A 20,739-nucleotide genomic window follows, 5' to 3' on the forward strand; every position below is an offset into this window, starting at 1 on the left:
CTCCCTTAATTACATAGCATTTTACTTTTCGTTAAATGCTTCCTTAATCGAATCTCTGTTCCTTTTCCAGGTAAGGATTGAACCTCGATCTCATCCATAAAGTTTTCCATGATTGTAAAGCCCATGCCTGAGCGCTCCAGTTCAGGTTTCGTTGTAAAAAGGGGCTGCCTAGCTTCATCCACATCTGAGATACCCACCCCATGATCTTTAATCGATAGGTCTACGATTCCATCTTCAATGACAACTGAAATGTAGACCGTTCCGCTCGGGTCGTTGTTATACCCATGAATAATGGAATTAGTTACCGCTTCTGACACAACCGTCTTGATCTCTGTAAGCTGGTCCATTGTCGGGTCTAGTTGCGCGACAAAAGCAGCAACGGTTACCCGTGCAAAGGATTCATTTTGACTGACCGCACTAAATTGAAGATGCATTTCATTTTTCATCCTACGCTACCCCCAATCTTTCCAAAGCAAATTCTTCTGTCGCCTCAAGACGAATGATCTTGAATAGACCTGACATTTCAAAGAGTCTTTGGACAGCTGGGGAAATTGCGCAAACTACCATTTCTCCATGCATCGTTTTAATTTGTTTGTATCTTCCTAAAATAACGCCAAGCCCAGAGCTATCCATAAAGGATAGATGCTCTAAATTAAGAATAATATGACGGATACCGAAATCCTCAATTGCTTTAGTTGCTTGTTCACGAAGCGTATCTGCCGTATGATGGTCTAGCTCTCCGCTAAGACGGATACATAGAACGTTATTTTTCACTTCAAGATCGATATTTAGACTCACTATCCATATCCTCCTTATATGGTCTACATGTAGACTGTTCCAACCTATTTTAATCGATTGAGACAGAAAATACATGAAGGACATCTCCTCCCTCAACTCTTGAGATGGGTCTGCCTTATAGTGAGTGAAATTCTATATAAGAGGTGCATTTCCTTCCTTACGGACAAAACTAGTGCTTATTCGCTAAAAATAGTAGGAATAAGAATGTGTTCGACAAATTCTTATTGATTATTCGCCAACTTTTGTAAACATGCCAAAAGCTCGTTTGAACAGAATCCACCAGCTCGCTTCTTTAATTTCTTCCTTCGCGACTAGCGGGGACTCAACTAACGTTTGATTATCCTTCACAAATTGAATCGTCCCAATCGGAGCACCCTTTTTAATAGGAGCTTTCAAGTCCTTTTTGAACATGATTTTCTGTTCTACATCCTCTATGCTCTCCCCTTTTTTCGTCAACAACGAAATCGGCTCACTTGTAAGAGCATCAACCATTTTCTCGCTACCTTTACTGATTTTTGCTTTTCCGACAGAATGGTTTCTTTCATACATTGGATGTGTTTCATATTGACTAAAAGAATAATCTAGCATTTTGGTCACTTGTGCATTACGAGCCTTTGAAGTTGGAGCTCCAAATACAACTGCAATCACCCGCATACCATCCTTCTCTGCAGTCGCCGTTAAACAATATTTTGCTTCACTTGTAAACCCCGTTTTCAAACCATCTACTCCTGGGTAGAATTTTACTAAACGATTCGTATTAACTAACCAGAATTTTTTATCCGTATTTTCTCTTAAGTATGATTCATAGGTTCCTGTATATTCGGTAATCTTTTCGTATTTTAAAAGCTCTTTTGCCATAATGGCCATATCATGGGCTGTACTATAGTGACCTTCAACTGGTAAGCCTGTTGTGTTTTTGAAGAACGTATTTTTTAACCCTAACTCTTTCGCTTTCTCATTCATCATTTCTACAAAACCTTCTTCTGAGCCTGCAATCCGCTCAGCCATCGCTACAGATGCATCGTTTCCAGAACCGATTGCAATCCCTTTTAGCATTTCTTCGGTTGTCATTTGTTCACCTGGCTCTAAGAATATTTGTGAGCCACCCATCGATGCCGCATATTCACTTGCACGGATTTTCTCATCCCACTGTAATTTCCCTTCGTCAATCGCTTCCATAATTAACAGCATCGTCATGATTTTCGTCATACTTGCTGGCGGCAATTGTTCGTCGCTATTTTTTTCATATAATACTGAACCCGTATCTCGTTCAATTAATATGGCAGACTTGGAATCATTAGCAAGCTCCACCCCTGTCTTTTCATTGGCAAATGCAGATGGAATCGCTATAGAAGTAAGTAAAAGGCTAATTAGCATAACAGACACAATTCGTTTCATGACATAAACCCTCCATTCTTTATAACTTCCATTTTTTCCAATATCCATAAATTTATACAGTCATTTCCTCCAAATACAAAAAGGCTGCTTCCAAGTCATATGATTGACCTGGAAACAGCCTTTACAACTGGTTGGTTATTCAGTTATTTCCGCATGCACGAGTAAAGGTGCAGACACTTTTTCTGAAGAAAGTTTAATGCTATGGTATAGCTTCTCTTTCACTTCTTCTACATCTTCAAAATTACTGTAGATGGTCACCAGTGACTCACCTTTTTGAACTTGGTCTCCGATTTTTTTCTGTAGAACTAATCCAACTGCTAAATCAATTTCGGATTCCTTTGTCGCTCTGCCTGCACCTAATAACATGGCAGCCGTACCAACTGAGTCTGCGATAATTTCAGAAACATACCCGTCTTCTTTCGCTTCTAATTCAAACGTATACTTCGCTTGTGGAAGCTTTTCCGGATCATCAACTACTTCGGCATTTCCGCCTTGGGAGCTTAAAAATACTTTTAATGACTCTAATGCTGAACCATTTTGAATGGCATCTTCTAGCATTGTTCGCGCTTGTTGAGCAGAATCGGCTTTACCTGCTAGGAGAACCATATGACTTCCTAGAGTTAAGCATAGCTCTGTAAGATCCTCTGGACCTTCTCCTTTTAATGTATCAATCGCTTCTTTCACTTCTAATGCATTTCCAATAGCAAAACCCAGTGGCTGACTCATATCTGAAATAACAGCCATTGTCTTTCTGCCTACATTATTACCAATTCGAACCATAGCGCTAGCTAGCTCTTTTGAATCTTCTAACGTCTTCATAAAGGCTCCAGCACCCGTTTTTACATCTAAGACAATTGCATCTGCCCCAGCTGCAATTTTTTTACTCATAATCGAACTCGCAATGAGTGGAATGCTATTTACGGTAGCTGTTACATCTCTTAAAGCATATAGCTTCTTATCTGCTGGAGTTAAATTTCCACTTTGACCGATAACTGCAATTTTATTTTGATTAACAAGCTTAATAAATTCGTCGTTGTCGATTTCAACGTGGAAGCCTTCAACAGACTCCAGCTTATCAATCGTTCCACCTGTATGGCCAAGTCCTCTTCCAGACATTTTTGCAACTGGCACCCCAACTGCAGCAACTAGTGGTCCTAGAACGAGTGTTGTTGTATCACCTACACCACCAGTAGAATGCTTATCAACCTTAACGCCTTCAATCTGTGAAAGATCAATTTGATCACCAGACTCTACCATTGCCATTGTGAGATCTGCACGCTCTTTTTCAGTCATCCCTTCGAAAAAGATCGCCATCGTCAATGCACTCATTTGATAGTCAGGGATTGTTCCATCTGTATATCCACTAATAATAAATTGAATTTCTTCCGTTGACAGCTCATGTCCATCACGTTTCTTTTCGATTAAATCCACCATTCTCATGATTATCACCACTGTTCATTAGATTTGAATTGATTCATTTCCTAGTTGTTTCACTAATTCTTTCACATAGCGTAAAAAGTGACTCTTTACTTTTTCGGTTGTTTCAATTACTTCTTCATGGTTAAGTGGTTGATCTAAAATACCAGCAGCCATATTTGAAATACAAGAAATACCTAATACTTCCATGCCTGCATGTCTAGCGACAATGACTTCTGGGACAGTTGACATGCCAACAGCATCGCCTCCTAGTGTACGGAACATCCGAATTTCAGCAGGCGTTTCATAAGTAGGACCTGTATTCCCAACATAAACTCCAGCTTGCACAGGAATAGAAAGCTCGGATGCGATTTTCTTTGCTACTTCTCTTAATTCCTTCGAGTAAGCTTCCGACATATCTGGGAAACGCACGCCTAACTTGGAATCATTCGGTCCAATTAAAGGATTCGACCCCATGTTGTTAATATGGTCTTCAATGATCATTAAGTCTCCTGGTGTGAAGCTTTCATTGACCCCACCAGCAGCGTTTGTCACGATTAGCTTTTCCACACCTAATTCCTTCATTACGCGAACAGGAAATGTCACTTTATCAAAGGAGTACCCTTCGTAGTAATGAAAGCGACCTTGCATGGCAACCACTTCTACTCCGTTAATCGTTCCAAACACAAGCTGTCCTGCATGACCTTCTACTGTTGAGACAGGGAAATCTGGAATTTCGTTATAAGGAATTTTCGTTGGTTGTTCAATTTCTTCTGCAAGTACACCTAGCCCTGAACCGAGGATTAACCCGATTTTCGGTTGATTATCGTAACGTTCATTTAAATACATTGCTGCATTTTTAATGGCTTCATAATTCATTCTAGTCATCTCCTTATTAATCCAATGAAATCGTCTATATTATTTTCAAGTTGAACTCATCATTCGAGCATGTCGAGTGAACATCCTCATCTTGACAAGAGAGTCTACTTAAGCTCAGATAAAAAGCTTTTTCCATAGTTCGGCATTTTGACTCCGAAGTTTTCTGCTACCGTTGCACCAATATCAGCAAAGGTGTCTCGAATTGGGAGTTCTTTCCCTTCTTTACTCTTTGTATAAACGAGTAAAGGAACATATTCTCTCGTATGATCTGTCCCGTGGTGAACCGGATCATTTCCATGGTCAGCCGTAATAATTAGCAGATCTTCATCCTTCATTTTTGAGAAGACCTCTGGAAGTCGTGCATCATACTCTTCTAATGCCTTTCCATATCCTTCTGGGTCTCTTCGATGACCAAATAATGCATCGAAATCTACCAAGTTCACAAAGCTTAAACCAGTAAAGTCTTTATCAAAGCTTTGGATTAATTTATCCATACCATCCATATTGGAAGCGGTTCGGATGGATTCAGTCACCCCTTCTCCATCATAAATATCAGAAATCTTCCCGATAGCGATTACATCATATTTCTCATCCTGTAACTCATTCATCACCGTACGGTCAAATGGCTTTAACGCATAATCATGACGATTGGAAGTTCGCTTAAAATCACCTGGGTCACCAATAAAAGGTCTCGCAATTACACGACCTACCATATATTTTTCATCAAGTGTTAACTCCCTAGCAATTTTACAAATCTTATACAGCTCTTCAATTGGAACTACATCTTCATGTGCCGCAATTTGAAGAACAGAATCAGCAGAAGTATAGACAATCAAATCTCCAGACTTCATATGTTCTTCACCAAGTTCTACAAGAATTTCCGTTCCACTTGCCGGCTTGTTTCCAATCACTTTTCTTCCGGTACGAGATTCGAGCTCAGCAATTAATTCAGGTGGAAACCCATCTGGAAACACTTGGAATGGAGTGCTGATATTTAACCCCATAATCTCCCAGTGACCTGTCATTGTATCTTTTCCATTTGATGCCTCTTGCATTTTTGTATAGAAAGCAAGGGGGTGGTCCGCTTTTTCTATTCCCTTTATTTCTCGGATGTTGCTAAGCCCGAGCTTTGCCATATTTGGCATATGCAGCCCATTCATCCGCTCTGCAATGTGACCTAATGTATCTGAACCCTCATCCCCAAATTTAGCAGCATCTGGTGCCTCACCAATTCCCACTGAATCTAGCACGATGAGAAAGATCCGTTTATATGTATATGCGCTCATAAAAATCCTCCTTCTTCAATTGAATCCGTTTTCACAAACGATATTATTTTACCCAAAAATAAAACTTTCAACCAAATCAATCGTCAGAAGTCTGACATCTATATTCTACTAAATTTAGCAGGTAAAAAACAATAAAAAGCTACCGATAATTTTGGCAGCTTTTTGTCCAATCTTTAAAACTATTAAGCTCTTGGATGAAATTGGCTGTATACATCCTTTAAGCGGGTCTTTGTAACATGGGTATAAATTTGCGTAGTAGAAATATCCGCATGACCTAACATCTCTTGTACAGCACGTAAATCAGCACCATTTTCTAATAAATGTGTTGCAAAGGAATGTCTTAATGTATGAGGTGTTAAATCCTTTTCAATTCCCGCTTCTTGTGTAAGTTTTTTTAGAATTTTCCAGAATCCTTGTCTGCTTAGCTGTTTGCCATGATGGTTTAAAAATAACGAGTCATCTTTATGTTTTTTTGAAACAAAGAAAGGTCTACCATGATCAAGATAATCGATAAGCGCATTCGTTGCTGTTTGACCAATTGGAATGATCCTCTCCTTATTTCCTTTCCCAATGCAGCGGACGAACCCCATTGTCAAATGAACATCCCCTGTTTTGAGCCCGATTAATTCACTCACACGAATTCCTGTCGCATATAAGAGCTCTAGCATCGCTTTATCTCGATAGCCAAAATGACTATCAAGCTTTGGTGCGTCTAATAATACCTCGACTTCCACTAAGCTTAACACCTTTGGTAACGATTTTTCCTGCTGGGGTGTCTCTATATGAACAGATGGATCGTGATCTGCCATTTTTTCTCGCAATAAAAACTGATGAAAGGCGCGTATCGAAGCAATATGCCTTGCAAGCGTTTTTGCCGATTTCCCATTGCTTTTTAAGTATGAAAGAAACTGAATGATATGAACCCGCTGAACGGTATTAAAATTCATTACAGCTTCAACCTTCTGCAAATAGTTGAAATAGCTCTTTAAATCTCGTTCATAAGAAATAATCGTATTTTTCGCCAATCCTTTTTCAATTGTTACATAGTGGATGAAATCTTTTAGCTGGTCTTCCATATACGCATTACTCCCCATTTAAATAAAACAGAATTAGCCGGTCTAGAACATTTAATGGCTCTTGATCAGTTGCTGCTGATACTTTTATTGCGGCTCCTTTTGGTTCATCATACCGATGATAATCCTGATATTCTTCATTTATCCACATAATACCATAGTAAAATAAGATTGTGCATCCAGTAAAAAGGACAAATACTTTTACCGTTTTAAAAATAAGCTTAAACAACGTCATGGATTCTCCCCCAATAAGTCTTCTTACTAAAGGGTATGCCAAATTGGACGAGGTTTATACCTAGAAAAGTGTCTATGTAGGATATACAAATTGAAAGATGTTATTCCTATTAAAAAAACCTTTTCAGCCATTCGAAAAGGTTTTACGTCTTACTCTTCAGTTTTGGTTTCTTCGCTTTCGGTTTCGACTTCTTCTTTATCTTGACAACGATGACAAATTCCATGGAATGTTAATCGATGATCTTTAATTTTGAAATTCCAATCTCTTTCAACGATCTCTTCTACATCCTCTAAAAGGTCTTCTTGAATTTCATCTACTGCACCGCATTCAATACAAACTAAATGATGATGGAAGTGAGCTGCTCCCTCTTGTCTTAGGTCATAGCGTGATACTCCATCACCGAAATTAATTTTATCGACAATCTTTAATTCTGTCAGTAATTCTAGTGTACGATAAACAGTTGCTAACCCGATCTCCGGCGATTTTTCTTTTACAAGGAGGTATACATCTTCCGCGCTTAAATGATCTTCTTCATTTTCTAATAACACGCGAACTGTAGCTTCTCGTTGCGGTGTCAATTTATAACTTGCTGAATGCAACTGTTTCTTTATTCTTTCAATTCTAGTTTCCATTTTCCTTCCTCCCCGCCACTGTATTCTCATTATAACAGATGAGGAAAGAAGTTCAAAATAAAATAATTACAATTTAGATTCGATAATTAATATCATTTGATAATAATTATTATTTTATGGAATTTACAATCGCTTTCATTAACGGTGGTGTAAGGCTCGATTCAATGATTGCAGCAATTGCAATAAAGACAATCATAACGATAAATGAGAGCAAGTACCTTGAGAATAGGGGCATGATCGGTCCACCTAGTTTCTTCATAAATTGTCTTCTGATCATTTTTAAGGAAAAAGAGACGGCCAGTGTTGTAGCAATAATAAACACAGGGATGATAATTAGATTTTGCGGCAGGATGGAAACAAACGACAGCATAAACCCATCCCATCTCATTTGATTGACTAAAAATCCGACTGTAAAGCCCACAACCATCCCTTTCATGAACAACAATATGAGGATGACAGGCAGACCTATAATAGAGATTCCTAAAATCCACATCAACCCTATAAATTTACTGTTATGATAAAAGCTTTGATAGAACAAATCTTTTGAAGCAATGTTTTTCCCATCAGCCACATGTCCAAAAAATTGGGAAAGATAATAGAATAGATCCTCTTTCTGTGTAAAGCTTAAGCTATTTACGACAACAGCCCCAAATATCACTCCCATTAAAAATAAGACAACGACAAATAAATAGATCGAGGAATGCTCGCGAAAATGGGTTGCTACAATGTTCTGGTATCTATTTTTCTTCATTGCTGTTCCTCCTATGAACGGTATATAGTTCATATGTATGCTTGTCTTTTTAATCTATGACAAGAACAAAGAGGAAGAGCGAACGGACTAGATTTACTAGTCTATATCCTTACCACATGCTAGAGACCTCAAACCTTTAGTTACCGTCTATGACTCTGCTGTAATTTTTCCATACTTGCCTCCTCCACCAGCTTGAAGAGCTAAATCCCCATGACGAGCTTTGTCAATTTGCACCGCCACTTTGTCTGGGACAATCTCTTTAAGCTTTTCAAGTGGTACTTCATGGATAATCGCCATTTCCGAACCAAAATGGTCTACTAGCTTCGCCAATAATTTAGGTCCGAGTCCCGGAATAAAGTCCAACGGTACTTGATGAATATATGGAGGACGATCAACTGGACCAGAAGCTGCTGTTTGAAGCTCCATAATTCGGTCTGATACCCCTTTAATAATCTTACTTTCGCCACATTTTGGGCATTCTTTATGCTCTGCAGACCTGATTTGATGGCAAGCTGCGCATACGGTTTGATGATACTTCCCCAAAAGTGGATCTAGTCCGTAATTCGCTATGACAGTTCTCCCGCCTTCTTTCAATAAGGCTCTCTTCAATTCTTTGAATGTGAGCTCCTCCATTTGGATCATTTGATATTCCCGGGCGATCTTTCCTAATGAGTGAGCATCTGAATTCGTAACAAATGTATAGTTGTGTAGCTCTACTAGGAGGTCGGCCATGTCCGAATCAGCACTTAACCCAAGCTCAATTCCATCAATCAACTCTGGATCAAGCACTTCCGTCAAGCTCTTTCGAACACCCTTCCCATATAAGCTTTTAAATGGGGTGAATACATGAGCAGGAATAAACAACCCACCTAATTCTTTGACTTTCTTCTGTAATTCTCTGCCACTCACATAAAGTCGCTGTGAGCTTAATTGAATGTTTTTCATGTGATTAGATAACCAACTCGAAAATTCTTTCATACTAGAGATCGTCGAGAAATAAGTTAGGACGTGGATCGGACCACTACTGAACTCATCGTATATCTCAAGCTCGCAGCCCGGGATAATCGATAATCCTTCATCAAACCATCCGCCATCTGGATGCTCCACTAAATCTCCTGATGCTAATCGCTCCTCTATTTCGAAAAGGACCTCAGGTGAATGACAATCAATAATGCCAATCATATGAAGACCTTTTTCATCTCTAGCATGCTGAATAATATTTGAAAAGGTTAGTGATTTTCCCCCAGTAATTTTCACAGGCTTTCCGGTGTAGGTTCTTCCAATATGAATATGAAGATCTACGTAGTAACGATTCATTATTTTTGAACACTCGCTTTTAATTGTAAATATTGCACAGCATAAGCTGTTTTTGCATCGAAAATCCTTTGATCATGGATACATTGCTCTGCTTCATCTAGTTCTAATTCAATTACATGAACAAATTCATCTTCGTCTAATGACGCCGCATGTTCTTTTTTTTGTAGACCAGTTGCTATATATAAATGAACCATTTCATCAGCAAATCCAGGAGAAGTATAAAAGGAAATCAGCCACTCAAGATGTTTACATTCATAGCCTGTTTCCTCTTCTAGCTCTCGTCTTGCGCAGCTTGCAGGCTCTTCCCCTTTTTCAAGCTTTCCTGCTGGAATTTCAACAATCGTCTTTTCAAGCGCTTTTCGATATTGCTCAACCATAACAATCTTGCCATCAGAAGTAATCGGAATAACAGCTACCGCCCCTGGGTGCTTGACGATTTCACGAGTTGAAGTTCTCCCGTTAGGCAATTTCACCTCATCAACCTGTAGACTAATAACTCTCCCCGAAAATATTTTCTCCGAATGTAGCGTTTTTTCTTCTAATTGACTCATTTCTTCTGCAACTCCTGTTCTAATCCGAATTGATCTACTCATACATTTTATCATAGTTTATTGTGCTTCTTCTGAATTAACAAGTTATCTCATAGGGAGGAGGTCTAGAACAAAATGAAAATATACGTTGTGAACCAAGGGGTAGTTCTGGCCGGAAAGGCTTGGGAAATCAGAGAGAAATTAATAGAATATAACAAGCAGTTTTATTTCGTACAAGAGTGGATTGATGCTACTAGACAATTTCCCCAATCGCAACATTTGTCAAAAAACAAGCCCTTTCGTTACTATTAAGGATATAAAAGAAAGGCGTGTGAATTGATATGAAGAAAAGAAGATTGGGACCATCTGATCTGTATGTCAGCGAGCTTGGACTAGGTTGCATGTCCCTTGGAACGAATGCCCAACAAGCGGAAAGAATCATCGGAGCTGCTCTAGATGAAGGAATCAATTACTTTGATACAGCTGATTTATATGATTTTGGCGTCAACGAGCAGCTTGTCGGACAAGCCTTAAAAAACGTTCGAGACAAAGTGATCCTTGCGACAAAGGTAGGGAATCGCTGGAAGGAAGCGAAGGATAGCTGGAATTGGGACCCGTCCAAAGCCTATATTAAAGAAGCAGTGAAACAAAGCTTATCTCGTTTAGGTACTGATTATATCGACTTGTATCAATTGCACGGGGGAACAATGGACGATCCTCTCGATGAAACGATTGAAGCATTCGAGGAACTTAAATCAGAAGGATTGATTCGTTACTATGGAATCTCTTCCATCCGGCCAAACGTCATTCGAGAATTTGCAAATCGTTCAGGTATGGTTTCCGTAATGATGCAGTATAGCATGTTAGACCGCCGCCCGGAGGAGGAAGCTCTGCCATTTCTACAAAGTAAAAATATAAGTGTTGTCACACGTGGGCCACTTGCGAAAGGACTTGTCAGTCGCACAGGCCTTAAAAAGGCAACTGCAAAGATACAGGAGGCGGGCTATTTGGATTATCGCTACGAGGAATTAGAGGACGTAATTCATTCATTGGAAGAGAGATTCACCTCAAATCGTGACCTCACTTCACTGGCTCTTCTATATAATCTTACTCAGCCGGCAGTAGCTTCTGTTATTACAGGTGCTAGTACAGTCGAACAAATTCAAGAAAACGCGAGAGCTATTCAAAGCCAGCCCCTATCCGAAGAAGAGCGATCCTTCATTCAATCCGTTACGAAGGCTAATCAATATGATCAGCATCGATAACGGATGAAGGAAAGAGGCGTCATATTGAATGGAGCAGTGAAAAAAGTGGGACCTAACTATATGACTCTTTCTCAAAGACGAACAATGACTTTTTTATATTTAGCTTGTAAAAACAAGTTCGTTCCACCTGCGCTGTAGACACACGCTTTCCGCGGGGAGGACTCTGAGCCTCCTCGCTGCGCTTTGGTGTCTTAGGCTTTCCTCTATTTCCCTTAGTAGTCGAGTGTCTTCCGCTCCATTCCTCCATTTTCAAAAAATTGGTTTTCCGAACAAACAAAAATACCCGAACTAGCAAAAGAAGATAACTCCTGATCGTTCGGATATACCATTGACTGACGTACGTATGTCCCATCTCTTTAATTGCTCAATAAGGGGATTAATTGCAACACTTCTTTTTCACTCCATACATTGAATTTAATCTGTTTGTCTGAAAACATCTTGCTTTTATTTATAATCGTTCCAGTTCATTGAGCTCTCATTTAATAGCTCTTCGAAGGATTTGTTCTTCTCTCTTAGTCTTCTTTCCTCACGCTTACGCTTTTCTTCTTCCTCTAGCTTCTTCTCAGCTTCTTCCTTCAGATCCTTTTTCGTCTCTCTTAATTGATCGAGAAGATCTTTATTCAGCATATCTCCTAAAGTAAGCGGCTTATCTTCTTGTTTTTTATTATTTTGTTTTACGTTTCGTTTTTGTTTCTTCATATGAATCCCTTCCAGCATTTTTTCACCCATTATAGCATGGATAGTGGGTGAAATTCATTTTTCCAATCCCTTTCTTTACAGAAAAAAGCCCAGCTTCCGCTGCGCTTTTTTCAACTACTTAGTATGCGTCGGTTACAATAGTTTCATCTACTAGTAAGGCTGGTGCTGTACAGGCTAAAATGTCTTCTACTGTATAGCCCTTTGCAACTTCAACGAGCTTTAAGCCTTCAGGTGTGACATCAATGACTGAGCGCTCAGTTATAATGCGATTAACAACGCCTTTTCCTGTTAATGGCAATGTACATTCTTTAAGTATTTTCGATTCGCCATTCTTATTTGTGTGTTCCATTATGACGATAATTTTTTTCGCACCATGAACGAGATCCATCGCTCCGCCCATTCCTTTGATCATCTTACCTGGAATCATCCAGTTGGCAAGATCACCGTTTTCTGCCACTTCCATTCCACCAAGAATGGCTACATTCACATGTCCTCCTCGAATCATCGCAAAAGATTCTGCGCTATCAAAGTAAGATGAGCCCGGAATCGTCGTTACCGTCTCTTTCCCAGCGTTTATTAAGTCTGCATCAACCTCTACCTCTGTTGGATACGGTCCAATTCCTAAAAGTCCATTTTCAGACTGCAGCACTACTTGCTTATTATCTGTAATATAATTAGCTACCAACGTCGGCATGCCAATCCCTAAGTTTACATAGAAGCCATCTTCAATTTCCTTCTCTGCACGCCTTGCAATCCTTTCCCTAACCGCTGCTTTATCGATACTCATCCTCTTCACCCTCCTACCTTTATGATGATTTGACTGTTAGCCTTTCAATTCGCTTCTCCTGCTTTCCTTCGATCAACGCTTGAACATATATACTTGGAGTATGAATATAATTCGGGTCAAGCTCGCCTGTATCCACCAACTGTTCGACCTCTGCAATTGTTACCTTCCCTGCGGCTGCAATCATTGGATTAAAGTTTCTTGCCGTCTTGTGGTAGACAAGATTCCCCATCCGATCCCCTTTCCATGCTCTTACGAGGCTGTAGTCAGCTGTTAGCGCCGGCTCTAATAAATACTCCTTGCCGTCGAATTCCCTTGTTTCTTTCCCTTCAGCTATCGGTGTTCCAACGCCAGCTGGTGTATAGAATGCGGGGATACCAGCCCCACCGGCACGAATTTTTTCAGCTAATGTTCCTTGTGGTGTGAGCTCTACCTCGATTTCCCCTGATAGCACTTGTCTTTCGAACTCTTTGTTTTCTCCTACATAAGATCCAATCATTTTCTTGATTTGTCTATTTTTCAATAATAACCCTAGACCCCAATCATCTACTCCACAGTTATTTGAAATTACGGTTAGATCTTTAACTCCTTTTTCTACTAAGGCCAAAATTAAGTTTTCAGGAATTCCACATAAACCGAAGCCTCCTACCATTAAGGTTGCTCCATCTTGAATATCTGCCACTGCCTCTTGAAATGAGGTACAAATCTTCTTCATATATGTCTCCCCTTTCCCTATCATCTAAATTGGTTTCAAATGAAATTTCGAGCCGATTATGCAAGCTCAACGATTGTGGCAACTCCCTGCCCGCCGCCAATGCATAATGTAGCTAATCCTTTTTTGGCTTGACGCTTTTGCATTTCATGAATTAATGTGACAAGAACTCTTGCTCCGCTTGCTCCAATTGGATGACCTAACGCAATCGCTCCCCCGTTAACGTTTAAAATTTCGTGATTAAATTGCAATTCCTTGCCTACAGCTAACGACTGTGCAGCAAACGCTTCATTCGCCTCAATTAAGTCAATATCTTCCATGCTCGTAGAAGTTTTCTCTAATACTTTTTTCACAGCGGATACAGGTCCAATCCCCATAATACTAGGATCTACACCAGCACTTGCATTCCCTTTAATAGTTACTAGTGGCGTAAGCTCTAGCTCTTCCGCTTTTTTCCGGCTCATTAAGACCAACACCGCAGCTCCATCATTAATCCCTGACGCATTTCCTGCTGTAACAGATCCATCCTTTTTGAAAGCAGCACGAAGGCTAGAAAGCTTCTCTGCAGTTGTTCCTTTTTTCGGGTATTCATCTGTGTTAAAAACAATCGGCTCTCCTTTACGCTGCGGGATCGTGACAGGGACAATTTCATCTTGAAATCTGCCGCTTTCAATCGCCTGAGTTGCCTTTTGCTGGCTTGCTGCTGCAAACTGATCCTGTTCTTCTCTTGACAGTTCATATCGATCACAGAGATTCTCTGCTGTAATCCCCATGTGATAATCGTTAAAAGCACACCACAACCCATCTGAAATCATGCTATCAACTAGCTTTTGATCGCCCATTTTGAAGCCGTCTCTCGCATTTTTTAAGAGATAGGGTGCTTGACTCATATTTTCCATTCCACCTGCAACTACAATTTCCGCATCACCCGCTAAAATTGCTTGTGTCGCTAGGTGTACAGCCTTCAACCCAGAGCCACAAACTTTATTAATCGTCATTGCGGAAACGCTTTCAGGAAGACCCGCCTTTAATGCCGCTTGTCTAGCAGGGTTTTGTCCTAAGCCTGCTTGCAAAACATTCCCTAAGATCACTTCATCTATTTGTTCAGCTGTTACTTTCGCTTTTTCTAATGCTCCTTGGATCGCAATTGCTCCTAACTCTGGAGCAGAAATATTCTTCAAGCTTCCATTAAAACTACCAATTGCTGTGCGTACGGCACTGACAATAACTACTTCTGATGTTTGCGTCAAATTCTCTCATCCTTTCATTCTCTAAATACCATAATACATTCTAGCAATTGCAAGAAATCCCTTTATTTTGTCAAAATTTCTATTATTCTTGCATTTCTAAAAAAAATCCATCTAAAATAATAATATGTGAATAGGAGGGAAAAACATGACACTTCAATTACCGAAAAAAGTGGAAATCATTGAGGTAGGTCCTCGGGATGGACTTCAAAATGAAAAAGCATTTATTCCGACAGAAGCCAAAAAACAATTCATTACTCAATTAAGAGGCTCAGGAATAAAAGAGCTTGAATTAACGTCTTTTGTGTCACCAAAATGGGTGCCGCAAATGCAAGATGCAGCAGAAATTGTAAGCGCTTGTTTAGATGAAAACACACGAAACATCGTTCTTACACCAAACGCTAAAGGTGTTGAACGTGTTTATATGACAGACTGTAAAGCAGTAGCAGTCTTTGTTGGTGTGAGCAATACGTTTAATAAAAAGAACATCAACAAAATGACAGATGAAAGCATGGATGAGTTAGCCCCGATCATTAAAGAGCTTAAAGCCAGCGGTTATTTTGTCCGAGCTTGTATTTCAACTGCCTTTTACTGTCCATATGAAGGAAAAATGGAGGAAGAAGCGACCATTCGCTTATGCAGGCAATTTGTCGATTTAGGCGTCGATGAACTTAGTGTTGCGGATACTATTGGGATGGCTGCTCCTCATGAAGCTTTTTCATTATTTTCGAAATTAAAGCATGCCTTTCCCCACCTATTATTAACCGCCCATTTCCACGATACACGAAATATGGCTTTGACCAATATCTTTGCAGCACTTCAGGCGGGAGTTACTCGTTTTGATACCTCAGCAGGTGGTCTTGGTGGCTGTCCATTTGCACCAGGTGCTGCAGGAAATGCGGCAACAGAGGATGTTGTATTTATGCTTGAACGGATGGGAATTGAAACAGGGATTGATCTAACTAAGCTGGTTCAAGCAATAGATGTCATTCGTCCACATCTCTCTCGACCAATCGAAACGGCTTATTACCGTTTATCACAAACAGAAAAGGTTTAGTTCTTTTGTGAATAAGTTCGATCTCCTTTATCCATCTTATTAAATGAAGCTAACTGAAGGAGGCAGAACCATGAGCCAAAAACGCGATAAAGGCAACAGTCAAAAAGGGCAGCCAACTAGCGGGAACGTCAAGCAAATGATCGCAGCAGAAGAGCTAGAACAAGCAATTCATCCAACCAAACGTCAGAATTCTGAGCAATAAATAAATGCCCCGGACCTAGCCACGAGCCTTTAGATCCGGGGTGTTTATTGCTGAACACTACGTTAATTTCATTATGGCACCAAAGTATTGGGAGGCCGTAGTAAAACAAAGAAAGGCACATAATTCACTGATTTCCTCCTCTGTAAAGCTGTCTCTCAATACATCAAAAACCGTATCTGTTATATTTCCCTTTTGTTGTAAAAAGACCTCTGTAAACCCTACCGCAAGCGCTGTTTTTTCATCAACCCCTTCTAGATCCGGCCTTCCTTTCACCCTGCAATATTCACATCCATTTTTTTGCGCTAATGTTCGTCTAACTTGTTCTTTTAACTCCGGCAGTAATCTCCCCTCACTCGCTAACAGATCTCCTAATTCACTCCAGCGCTCCATAATTTGTTGATTATGCCCGAGCAATCTTTGAAAAGGGGTTTCCCCAAAGCGAGATTCGATAATTCTTGCCATTTTCATTCCTCCTTGTTATAGTAACTTCTGTATTTATTATAGGAAATAAAAATGGACTTTCACATTAAATTCTATATAAATTCATTAAGAAATACATTTCATTTCAAACGAAAAAAGGCGGATATATTTAATTATGAAAATCGATAACATAGATAGAAAAATTTTAGATGAGTTACTAATGAACAGTCGTTTATCCATGAGTGAGCTTGGAAGAAGAGTGCATCTTTCTTCCCCGTCTGTAGCAGAGAGAGTTAGACAAATGGAATCAGTTGGTGTCATAAAGAAATATACCTTAGAAGTCGATTATGAAAAGCTTGGATCTCCTATTCAATGCATCATAGAAGCAACGGTTAAAAATGGGGACTATGCTTCATTTAAGAATTATATTAAAAAACTTTCAAACATAGAATTCTGTTATCGAATTGCGGGAAGTGCTTGCTATATGTTAAAAATACAATTTAACACGTTCGCTGAGGCAGAAGCATTTATTGATCAAGTCAACCCCCTCGCACAAACAGTGACCCATTTTATATTTTCTCAAGTTGAAACCGATTTGCGACTTCATCTGGAGTGATGGTTCATAGGTTCCGCCTGTCTGTCATTTTCAATTATTTAATAAGGACCGTCGATCGACGGCCCTTTATTGGTTCCTAGCAATAAAAGATCCGATAAAACTACACTACCCTACTCAAAATTTCACCGGGTAATCCTTCGATTTCACATACTTTTTCTGAATGAAATCCTCTGCTTATTAATATTTTTCTAGATGGTATATTTTTGGGATCAATAATGGCAGTTAACCGACTAATACAAGTACTTTTGGCTTTTTCAATTAAAAGCTCTGCTATCTTACTACCATACCCCTTCCCCCAATAGTTCGGAAGTAACATATACCCTAGCTCTGCCTCTTCATTCTTATCTTCATTCAATATTAAACTGCCAAGTCCAATAAATTCATATATCTCATTAAACACCTTATATGAACCAAATATGTCATATTTTTCATTTCTTACTATGATTTTGCTGTAATTTTCTTTTGCTTCCTCTAATGGAATAGAACGTTCGCTGATCATTTTCATTACTTGCTCATTCGAAACAAGTAGAAAATAACTGCTAAAATCAGTTGGTTCGAACTTTTCTAAGATTATATTAGACATATCTTACAATCCTCCATAAATTAGATTGATAAACTTTCTAGGGACATGATTCTATAGCATTCATTAACTTCTTTGCCTATTTGGATATGGGGAGTGTTCATTTTATTAAACATTCACTCCATTTTGTAATTACTTTGTCTGCTTAATTAATCTCTCTATTTCTTCATTAATGTTTGATACGTCAATTCGCTCAAATAATGGCTTCACTTTCGATAGCAAAACAGGTGCCATCACTGAAACTGGATTCCAATTTTCTTCATCTATAAGTAACATTTTTTTCACTTTGTCACTTGAAAAAGGGAGATATGGTGTCAATAAATTTGCTAAATTAGCGATTACATACACACAATCAGATAGGACTTGAAGGCAAGCTTCTTTATCTTCAGACACCTTTTTCCAAGGCTGTTGTTCATCGAAGTATTTATTTGCAAATCTAACTACTTCAAATATTTTTTCCAACCCTACTTTGAATGACCCTGCTTCAAGTTCATGCCCTACTTCACTATATAATGAATCCACTCTCTCCATTAGTGCTTGAGAAATTGGCTTAGTAGGAACAATCCCTTCACATGATTTTTGGATAAATTTTAATGTTCGATTCACCAAGTTCCCATACGCTCCCAACAGCTCGCTATTATGGCTATAAATGAATTCCTTCCAAGAAAAGTCAGCATCCCGACTTTCTGGAGCGTTTATCGTTAGGAAATAACGTATGGAGTCCGGTTCGTATCTAGTTAGAATATCAGGTACCCAAACAGCCCAATTTCTGCTAGTTGATAATTTCTTCCTTTCCAATGTCAGATACTCATTCGAAACGATATGTGTAGGTAAGGCTTGTTTTTCTAGGCCTGACAATATTCCAGCCCATATGATTGAATGGAAGGGGATGTTGTCTTTTCCGTGAATGTAATAGGATATGGTGTTTGAATCCCAAAATATAGCATCGTCTTTCTTAGCTTCCTTCGCCCAAAGCTTACTTGCACTGTAATAACCTGAAACTGCTTCAATCCATACATAAATTTTCTTATCCTCATATCCTGGAACTGGGACACTTACACCGATAGGCAAATCCCTTGAAACGGGACGGTCTTGAAGACCTTCTTGTAAATATCTGTTCGTTAAAGAAATCGCATTTTCTCGCCAAAGCCTTTTGTCTTTCGCTTCTTGTGTATAGTTACTTAACACCTCTTGAAACTGACTTAAAGAGAAATAGAAATGCTTTGTTTTTTTGGTAGTTGGTGGGTTTCCACATAGTTTACATTTTCGATTTAATAAGTCTAATGGTTCTAGAACAGTAGAACAATTATCGCATTGATCTCCCCGTGCGGTAGCACCGCATACTGGACACTCCCCCTCCACATACCGATCTGGTAAAAATTGTTGATCATGTTCACAGTATGTTTGCTCAATTTCCTTTAGATAAATAAGCCCTTTTTCAAGCAATTCTAAAAATATCCCTTGAACAATCTGATGATGATATGGAGTATCTGTTCTTGTATAACAGTCATAGGAAAACCCTAATTTGGCAAAGCACTCCTGAAACTCTTCATGATATCGATCGGCAATTTCTCCTGGTGTTAGTCCCTCTTGCTTCGCCCTAATTGTTATAGGTGTACCGTTACAATCGCTCCCTGATACATATAAAACCTCTTCCCCTTTTAATCGATAATATCTTGCCAAGATATCTCCCGGCAATAAGCTAGAAATGTGACCAAGATGTAAAGAACCATTTGCGTACGGCCACGCGCCTCCAATAAATATAGCCATTGATTTTTCCTCCTATTTCTTCGTTTGAAAAATAAAAAACCCGCCCTTAACATAATGTTAAGGACGGGATAAATTCCGTGGTACCACCTTATTATGCAAATAATTCACATCATTTGCCTCATCAAGTACGGAGTCATAAAACTCTTATACTGTGACTTTGATAACGAGTGCCAAAACCCGTCGTATCCTACTAATACAATTGTATGTTCAGTACGAAGCTCAGAGACCATTGTTCAGATGATTGTTTTTGCTTCTTTTCAGCTACCGAAGCTCTCTGTATAAAACGAATTCACCCTACTTTTTCTCTTCATTGCATTTCAATTAATTACAAATATTTTATTCAAAACATTCATACAAGTCAATATCATTATAAAAAATATAGGCGCAGCCCTCTTCTATCGGATCCATGCCAACGTACATTATTGAACGAATTACCCTTTTTCTTTGTCATAAGGTGTATCAGTTACCAAGATTGCATCTTTAATGAGGTCTATGAACATGCACCGTCCTTTCCTTTCATCCTCTCTTTCATTATTTTAAATAATCGTCTATATGTATTCCTGCTAATGAATTTTCATTGAATGGAAATTGTTTTTTCCTCACTCTGTCCTTTAGTTCCTCTAACGATTCGAAAGCAGCCTTCTTTAGCTCCGCCGAATATTCAAACTTAATACTATTTTCTTCAAATTCTTCTTCATCTACGACTTGCCACCCTGTTTGTTCACTCATGACAAAATCTAAGTCCAAATCTACAAAGCTAACATGATTGCTAATCATTTTTGACGGCATCGCAATATTGCAATAATACGAAACTACCCGTCCATTCTCGATTTCCATTGCGGCGGTAAACCAATCTTTGAAAGAGTAGTATTCTAACGAAACATTATTAATTGTAAATGTAGCACCTTTTGAATAATGGTGTAACTTCCTCCCAGGGCAACAAAGTACGAAGAGACCATCTTCCGTTTTCCTAACAACCTCTCCTTGCCACTCGTAATGGGGGATATTAGGATACTTTAATGCCGTAATCTTTATTCCTTGATTCATTCATTCCTCCAATTTTCATCGTTAG

The 20,739-nt window shown here is 39.1% G+C and carries 25 protein-coding genes and 1 other annotated feature; of the genes, 5 read left to right on the plus strand and 20 right to left on the minus strand.

Features of this window, described 5'->3' with window-relative positions; translation table 11 throughout:
- Positions 1-5: 5 nt before the first annotated feature.
- The 12 genes from spoIIAB to LS684_RS13720 form a co-directional block, all read right to left on the minus strand.
- On the minus strand, positions 6-446 hold the full coding sequence (gene spoIIAB, locus LS684_RS13665) for an anti-sigma F factor (RefSeq protein WP_233806720.1): 441 nt from the start codon (positions 444-446) through the stop codon (positions 6-8).
- 1 nt (position 447) lies between these two features.
- Positions 448-798, minus strand: coding sequence for an anti-sigma F factor antagonist (gene spoIIAA / locus LS684_RS13670; RefSeq protein WP_233806722.1), 351 nt, complete (start codon positions 796-798; stop codon positions 448-450).
- Between the two features lie 228 nt (positions 799-1,026).
- Positions 1,027-2,196 carry a D-alanyl-D-alanine carboxypeptidase family protein gene (locus LS684_RS13675; protein WP_233806723.1) on the minus strand — a complete coding sequence of 390 codons (1,170 nt, stop codon included), beginning with the start codon at positions 2,194-2,196 and terminating at the stop codon, positions 1,027-1,029.
- Positions 2,197-2,331: 135 nt separating this feature from the next.
- Positions 2,332-3,636, minus strand: a complete 1,305-nt coding sequence (locus LS684_RS13680) for a pyrimidine-nucleoside phosphorylase (protein WP_233806724.1) — start codon at positions 3,634-3,636, stop codon at positions 2,332-2,334.
- A gap of 18 nt (positions 3,637-3,654) precedes the next feature.
- Positions 3,655-4,491, minus strand: a complete 837-nt coding sequence (locus LS684_RS13685) for a purine-nucleoside phosphorylase (protein ID WP_233806725.1) — start codon at positions 4,489-4,491, stop codon at positions 3,655-3,657.
- Between the two features lie 104 nt (positions 4,492-4,595).
- Entirely contained in the window at positions 4,596-5,777 is a 1,182-nt protein-coding gene (gene deoB, locus LS684_RS13690; protein WP_233806726.1) for a phosphopentomutase, read from the minus strand.
- 182 nt (positions 5,778-5,959) lie between these two features.
- Complete coding sequence (gene xerD / locus LS684_RS13695) at positions 5,960-6,853, minus strand: site-specific tyrosine recombinase XerD (RefSeq protein WP_233806727.1); 894 nt, start codon at positions 6,851-6,853, stop codon at positions 5,960-5,962.
- Between the two features lie 7 nt (positions 6,854-6,860).
- The gene (locus LS684_RS13700) at positions 6,861-7,085 is read right to left on the minus strand and encodes a YqzK family protein (RefSeq protein WP_233806728.1); all 225 of its coding nucleotides are present in this window, start codon (positions 7,083-7,085) and stop codon (positions 6,861-6,863) included.
- 149 nt (positions 7,086-7,234) lie between these two features.
- Positions 7,235-7,717 (minus strand): ferric iron uptake transcriptional regulator, encoded by a 483-nt coding sequence (fur, locus tag LS684_RS13705; RefSeq protein WP_233806729.1) that lies wholly within the window; start codon positions 7,715-7,717, stop codon positions 7,235-7,237.
- 109 nt (positions 7,718-7,826) lie between these two features.
- Positions 7,827-8,468: a stage II sporulation protein M gene (gene spoIIM, locus LS684_RS13710; RefSeq protein ID WP_233806730.1), complete on the minus strand. Its 642-nt coding sequence runs from the start codon at positions 8,466-8,468 to the stop codon at positions 7,827-7,829.
- Between the two features lie 147 nt (positions 8,469-8,615).
- Positions 8,616-9,785: an endonuclease Q family protein gene (locus tag LS684_RS13715; protein ID WP_233806732.1), complete on the minus strand. Its 1,170-nt coding sequence runs from the start codon at positions 9,783-9,785 to the stop codon at positions 8,616-8,618.
- Positions 9,785-10,336 (minus strand): NUDIX domain-containing protein, encoded by a 552-nt coding sequence (locus tag LS684_RS13720; RefSeq protein WP_233806734.1) that lies wholly within the window; start codon positions 10,334-10,336, stop codon positions 9,785-9,787. Before LS684_RS13720 ends, LS684_RS13715 begins: the two co-directional genes overlap by 1 nt.
- A 114-nt stretch (positions 10,337-10,450) precedes the next feature.
- On the opposite strand from LS684_RS13720, the gene mciZ reads away from it, so the two are divergent.
- The gene (mciZ, locus tag LS684_RS13725) at positions 10,451-10,627 is read left to right on the plus strand and encodes a Z-ring formation inhibitor MciZ (RefSeq protein ID WP_233806736.1); all 177 of its coding nucleotides are present in this window, start codon (positions 10,451-10,453) and stop codon (positions 10,625-10,627) included.
- A 29-nt stretch (positions 10,628-10,656) separates the two neighbouring features.
- Complete coding sequence (locus LS684_RS13730; protein ID WP_233806737.1) at positions 10,657-11,580, plus strand: aldo/keto reductase; 924 nt, start codon at positions 10,657-10,659, stop codon at positions 11,578-11,580.
- Between the two features lie 444 nt (positions 11,581-12,024).
- On the opposite strand, the gene LS684_RS13735 is transcribed toward LS684_RS13730, so the two are convergent.
- The 4 genes from LS684_RS13735 to LS684_RS13750 form a co-directional block, all read right to left on the minus strand.
- The gene (locus LS684_RS13735) at positions 12,025-12,279 is read right to left on the minus strand and encodes a YqkE family protein (RefSeq protein WP_233806738.1); all 255 of its coding nucleotides are present in this window, start codon (positions 12,277-12,279) and stop codon (positions 12,025-12,027) included.
- A gap of 118 nt (positions 12,280-12,397) precedes the next feature.
- Positions 12,398-13,066: a CoA transferase subunit B gene (locus LS684_RS13740; RefSeq protein ID WP_233806739.1), complete on the minus strand. Its 669-nt coding sequence runs from the start codon at positions 13,064-13,066 to the stop codon at positions 12,398-12,400.
- A 19-nt stretch (positions 13,067-13,085) separates the two neighbouring features.
- The gene (locus LS684_RS13745) at positions 13,086-13,778 is read right to left on the minus strand and encodes a CoA transferase subunit A (RefSeq protein ID WP_233806740.1); all 693 of its coding nucleotides are present in this window, start codon (positions 13,776-13,778) and stop codon (positions 13,086-13,088) included.
- A gap of 56 nt (positions 13,779-13,834) precedes the next feature.
- The gene (locus LS684_RS13750; protein ID WP_233806741.1) at positions 13,835-15,025 is read right to left on the minus strand and encodes an acetyl-CoA C-acetyltransferase; all 1,191 of its coding nucleotides are present in this window, start codon (positions 15,023-15,025) and stop codon (positions 13,835-13,837) included.
- A gap of 145 nt (positions 15,026-15,170) precedes the next feature.
- On the opposite strand from LS684_RS13750, the gene LS684_RS13755 reads away from it, so the two are divergent.
- Together LS684_RS13755 and LS684_RS24135 are read left to right on the plus strand one after the other, a co-directional pair.
- Positions 15,171-16,079 carry a hydroxymethylglutaryl-CoA lyase gene (locus tag LS684_RS13755; RefSeq protein WP_233806742.1) on the plus strand — a complete coding sequence of 303 codons (909 nt, stop codon included), beginning with the start codon at positions 15,171-15,173 and terminating at the stop codon, positions 16,077-16,079.
- A 70-nt stretch (positions 16,080-16,149) separates the two neighbouring features.
- The gene (locus LS684_RS24135) at positions 16,150-16,281 is read left to right on the plus strand and encodes a hypothetical protein (protein ID WP_267930246.1); all 132 of its coding nucleotides are present in this window, start codon (positions 16,150-16,152) and stop codon (positions 16,279-16,281) included.
- A 57-nt stretch (positions 16,282-16,338) separates the two neighbouring features.
- On the opposite strand, the gene LS684_RS13760 is transcribed toward LS684_RS24135, so the two are convergent.
- Positions 16,339-16,743, minus strand: coding sequence for a carboxymuconolactone decarboxylase family protein (locus LS684_RS13760; RefSeq protein WP_233806743.1), 405 nt, complete (start codon positions 16,741-16,743; stop codon positions 16,339-16,341).
- Between the two features lie 133 nt (positions 16,744-16,876).
- Here LS684_RS13760 and LS684_RS13765 point away from each other — a divergent pair, with 133 nt between their 5' ends.
- Entirely contained in the window at positions 16,877-17,317 is a 441-nt protein-coding gene (locus LS684_RS13765) for an Lrp/AsnC family transcriptional regulator (protein WP_233806744.1), read from the plus strand.
- A 100-nt stretch (positions 17,318-17,417) separates the two neighbouring features.
- Here the strand turns inward: LS684_RS13765 and LS684_RS13770 are convergent, their stop codons facing one another.
- From LS684_RS13770 to LS684_RS13780, 3 genes are all read right to left on the minus strand, one after another.
- Positions 17,418-17,900, minus strand: a complete 483-nt coding sequence (locus tag LS684_RS13770) for a GNAT family N-acetyltransferase (protein ID WP_233806746.1) — start codon at positions 17,898-17,900, stop codon at positions 17,418-17,420.
- Positions 17,901-18,029: 129 nt separating this feature from the next.
- Positions 18,030-19,667 (minus strand): methionine--tRNA ligase, encoded by a 1,638-nt coding sequence (gene metG / locus LS684_RS13775; protein ID WP_233806748.1) that lies wholly within the window; start codon positions 19,665-19,667, stop codon positions 18,030-18,032.
- A 56-nt stretch (positions 19,668-19,723) separates the two neighbouring features.
- Positions 19,724-19,987 (minus strand) — a binding site (T-box leader).
- A gap of 211 nt (positions 19,988-20,198) precedes the next feature.
- Positions 20,199-20,714, minus strand: coding sequence for a DUF402 domain-containing protein (locus LS684_RS13780; RefSeq protein ID WP_233806750.1), 516 nt, complete (start codon positions 20,712-20,714; stop codon positions 20,199-20,201).
- Between the last annotated feature and the right edge of the window lie 25 nt (positions 20,715-20,739).

The sequence above is a fragment of the Cytobacillus spongiae genome, assembly GCF_021390075.1.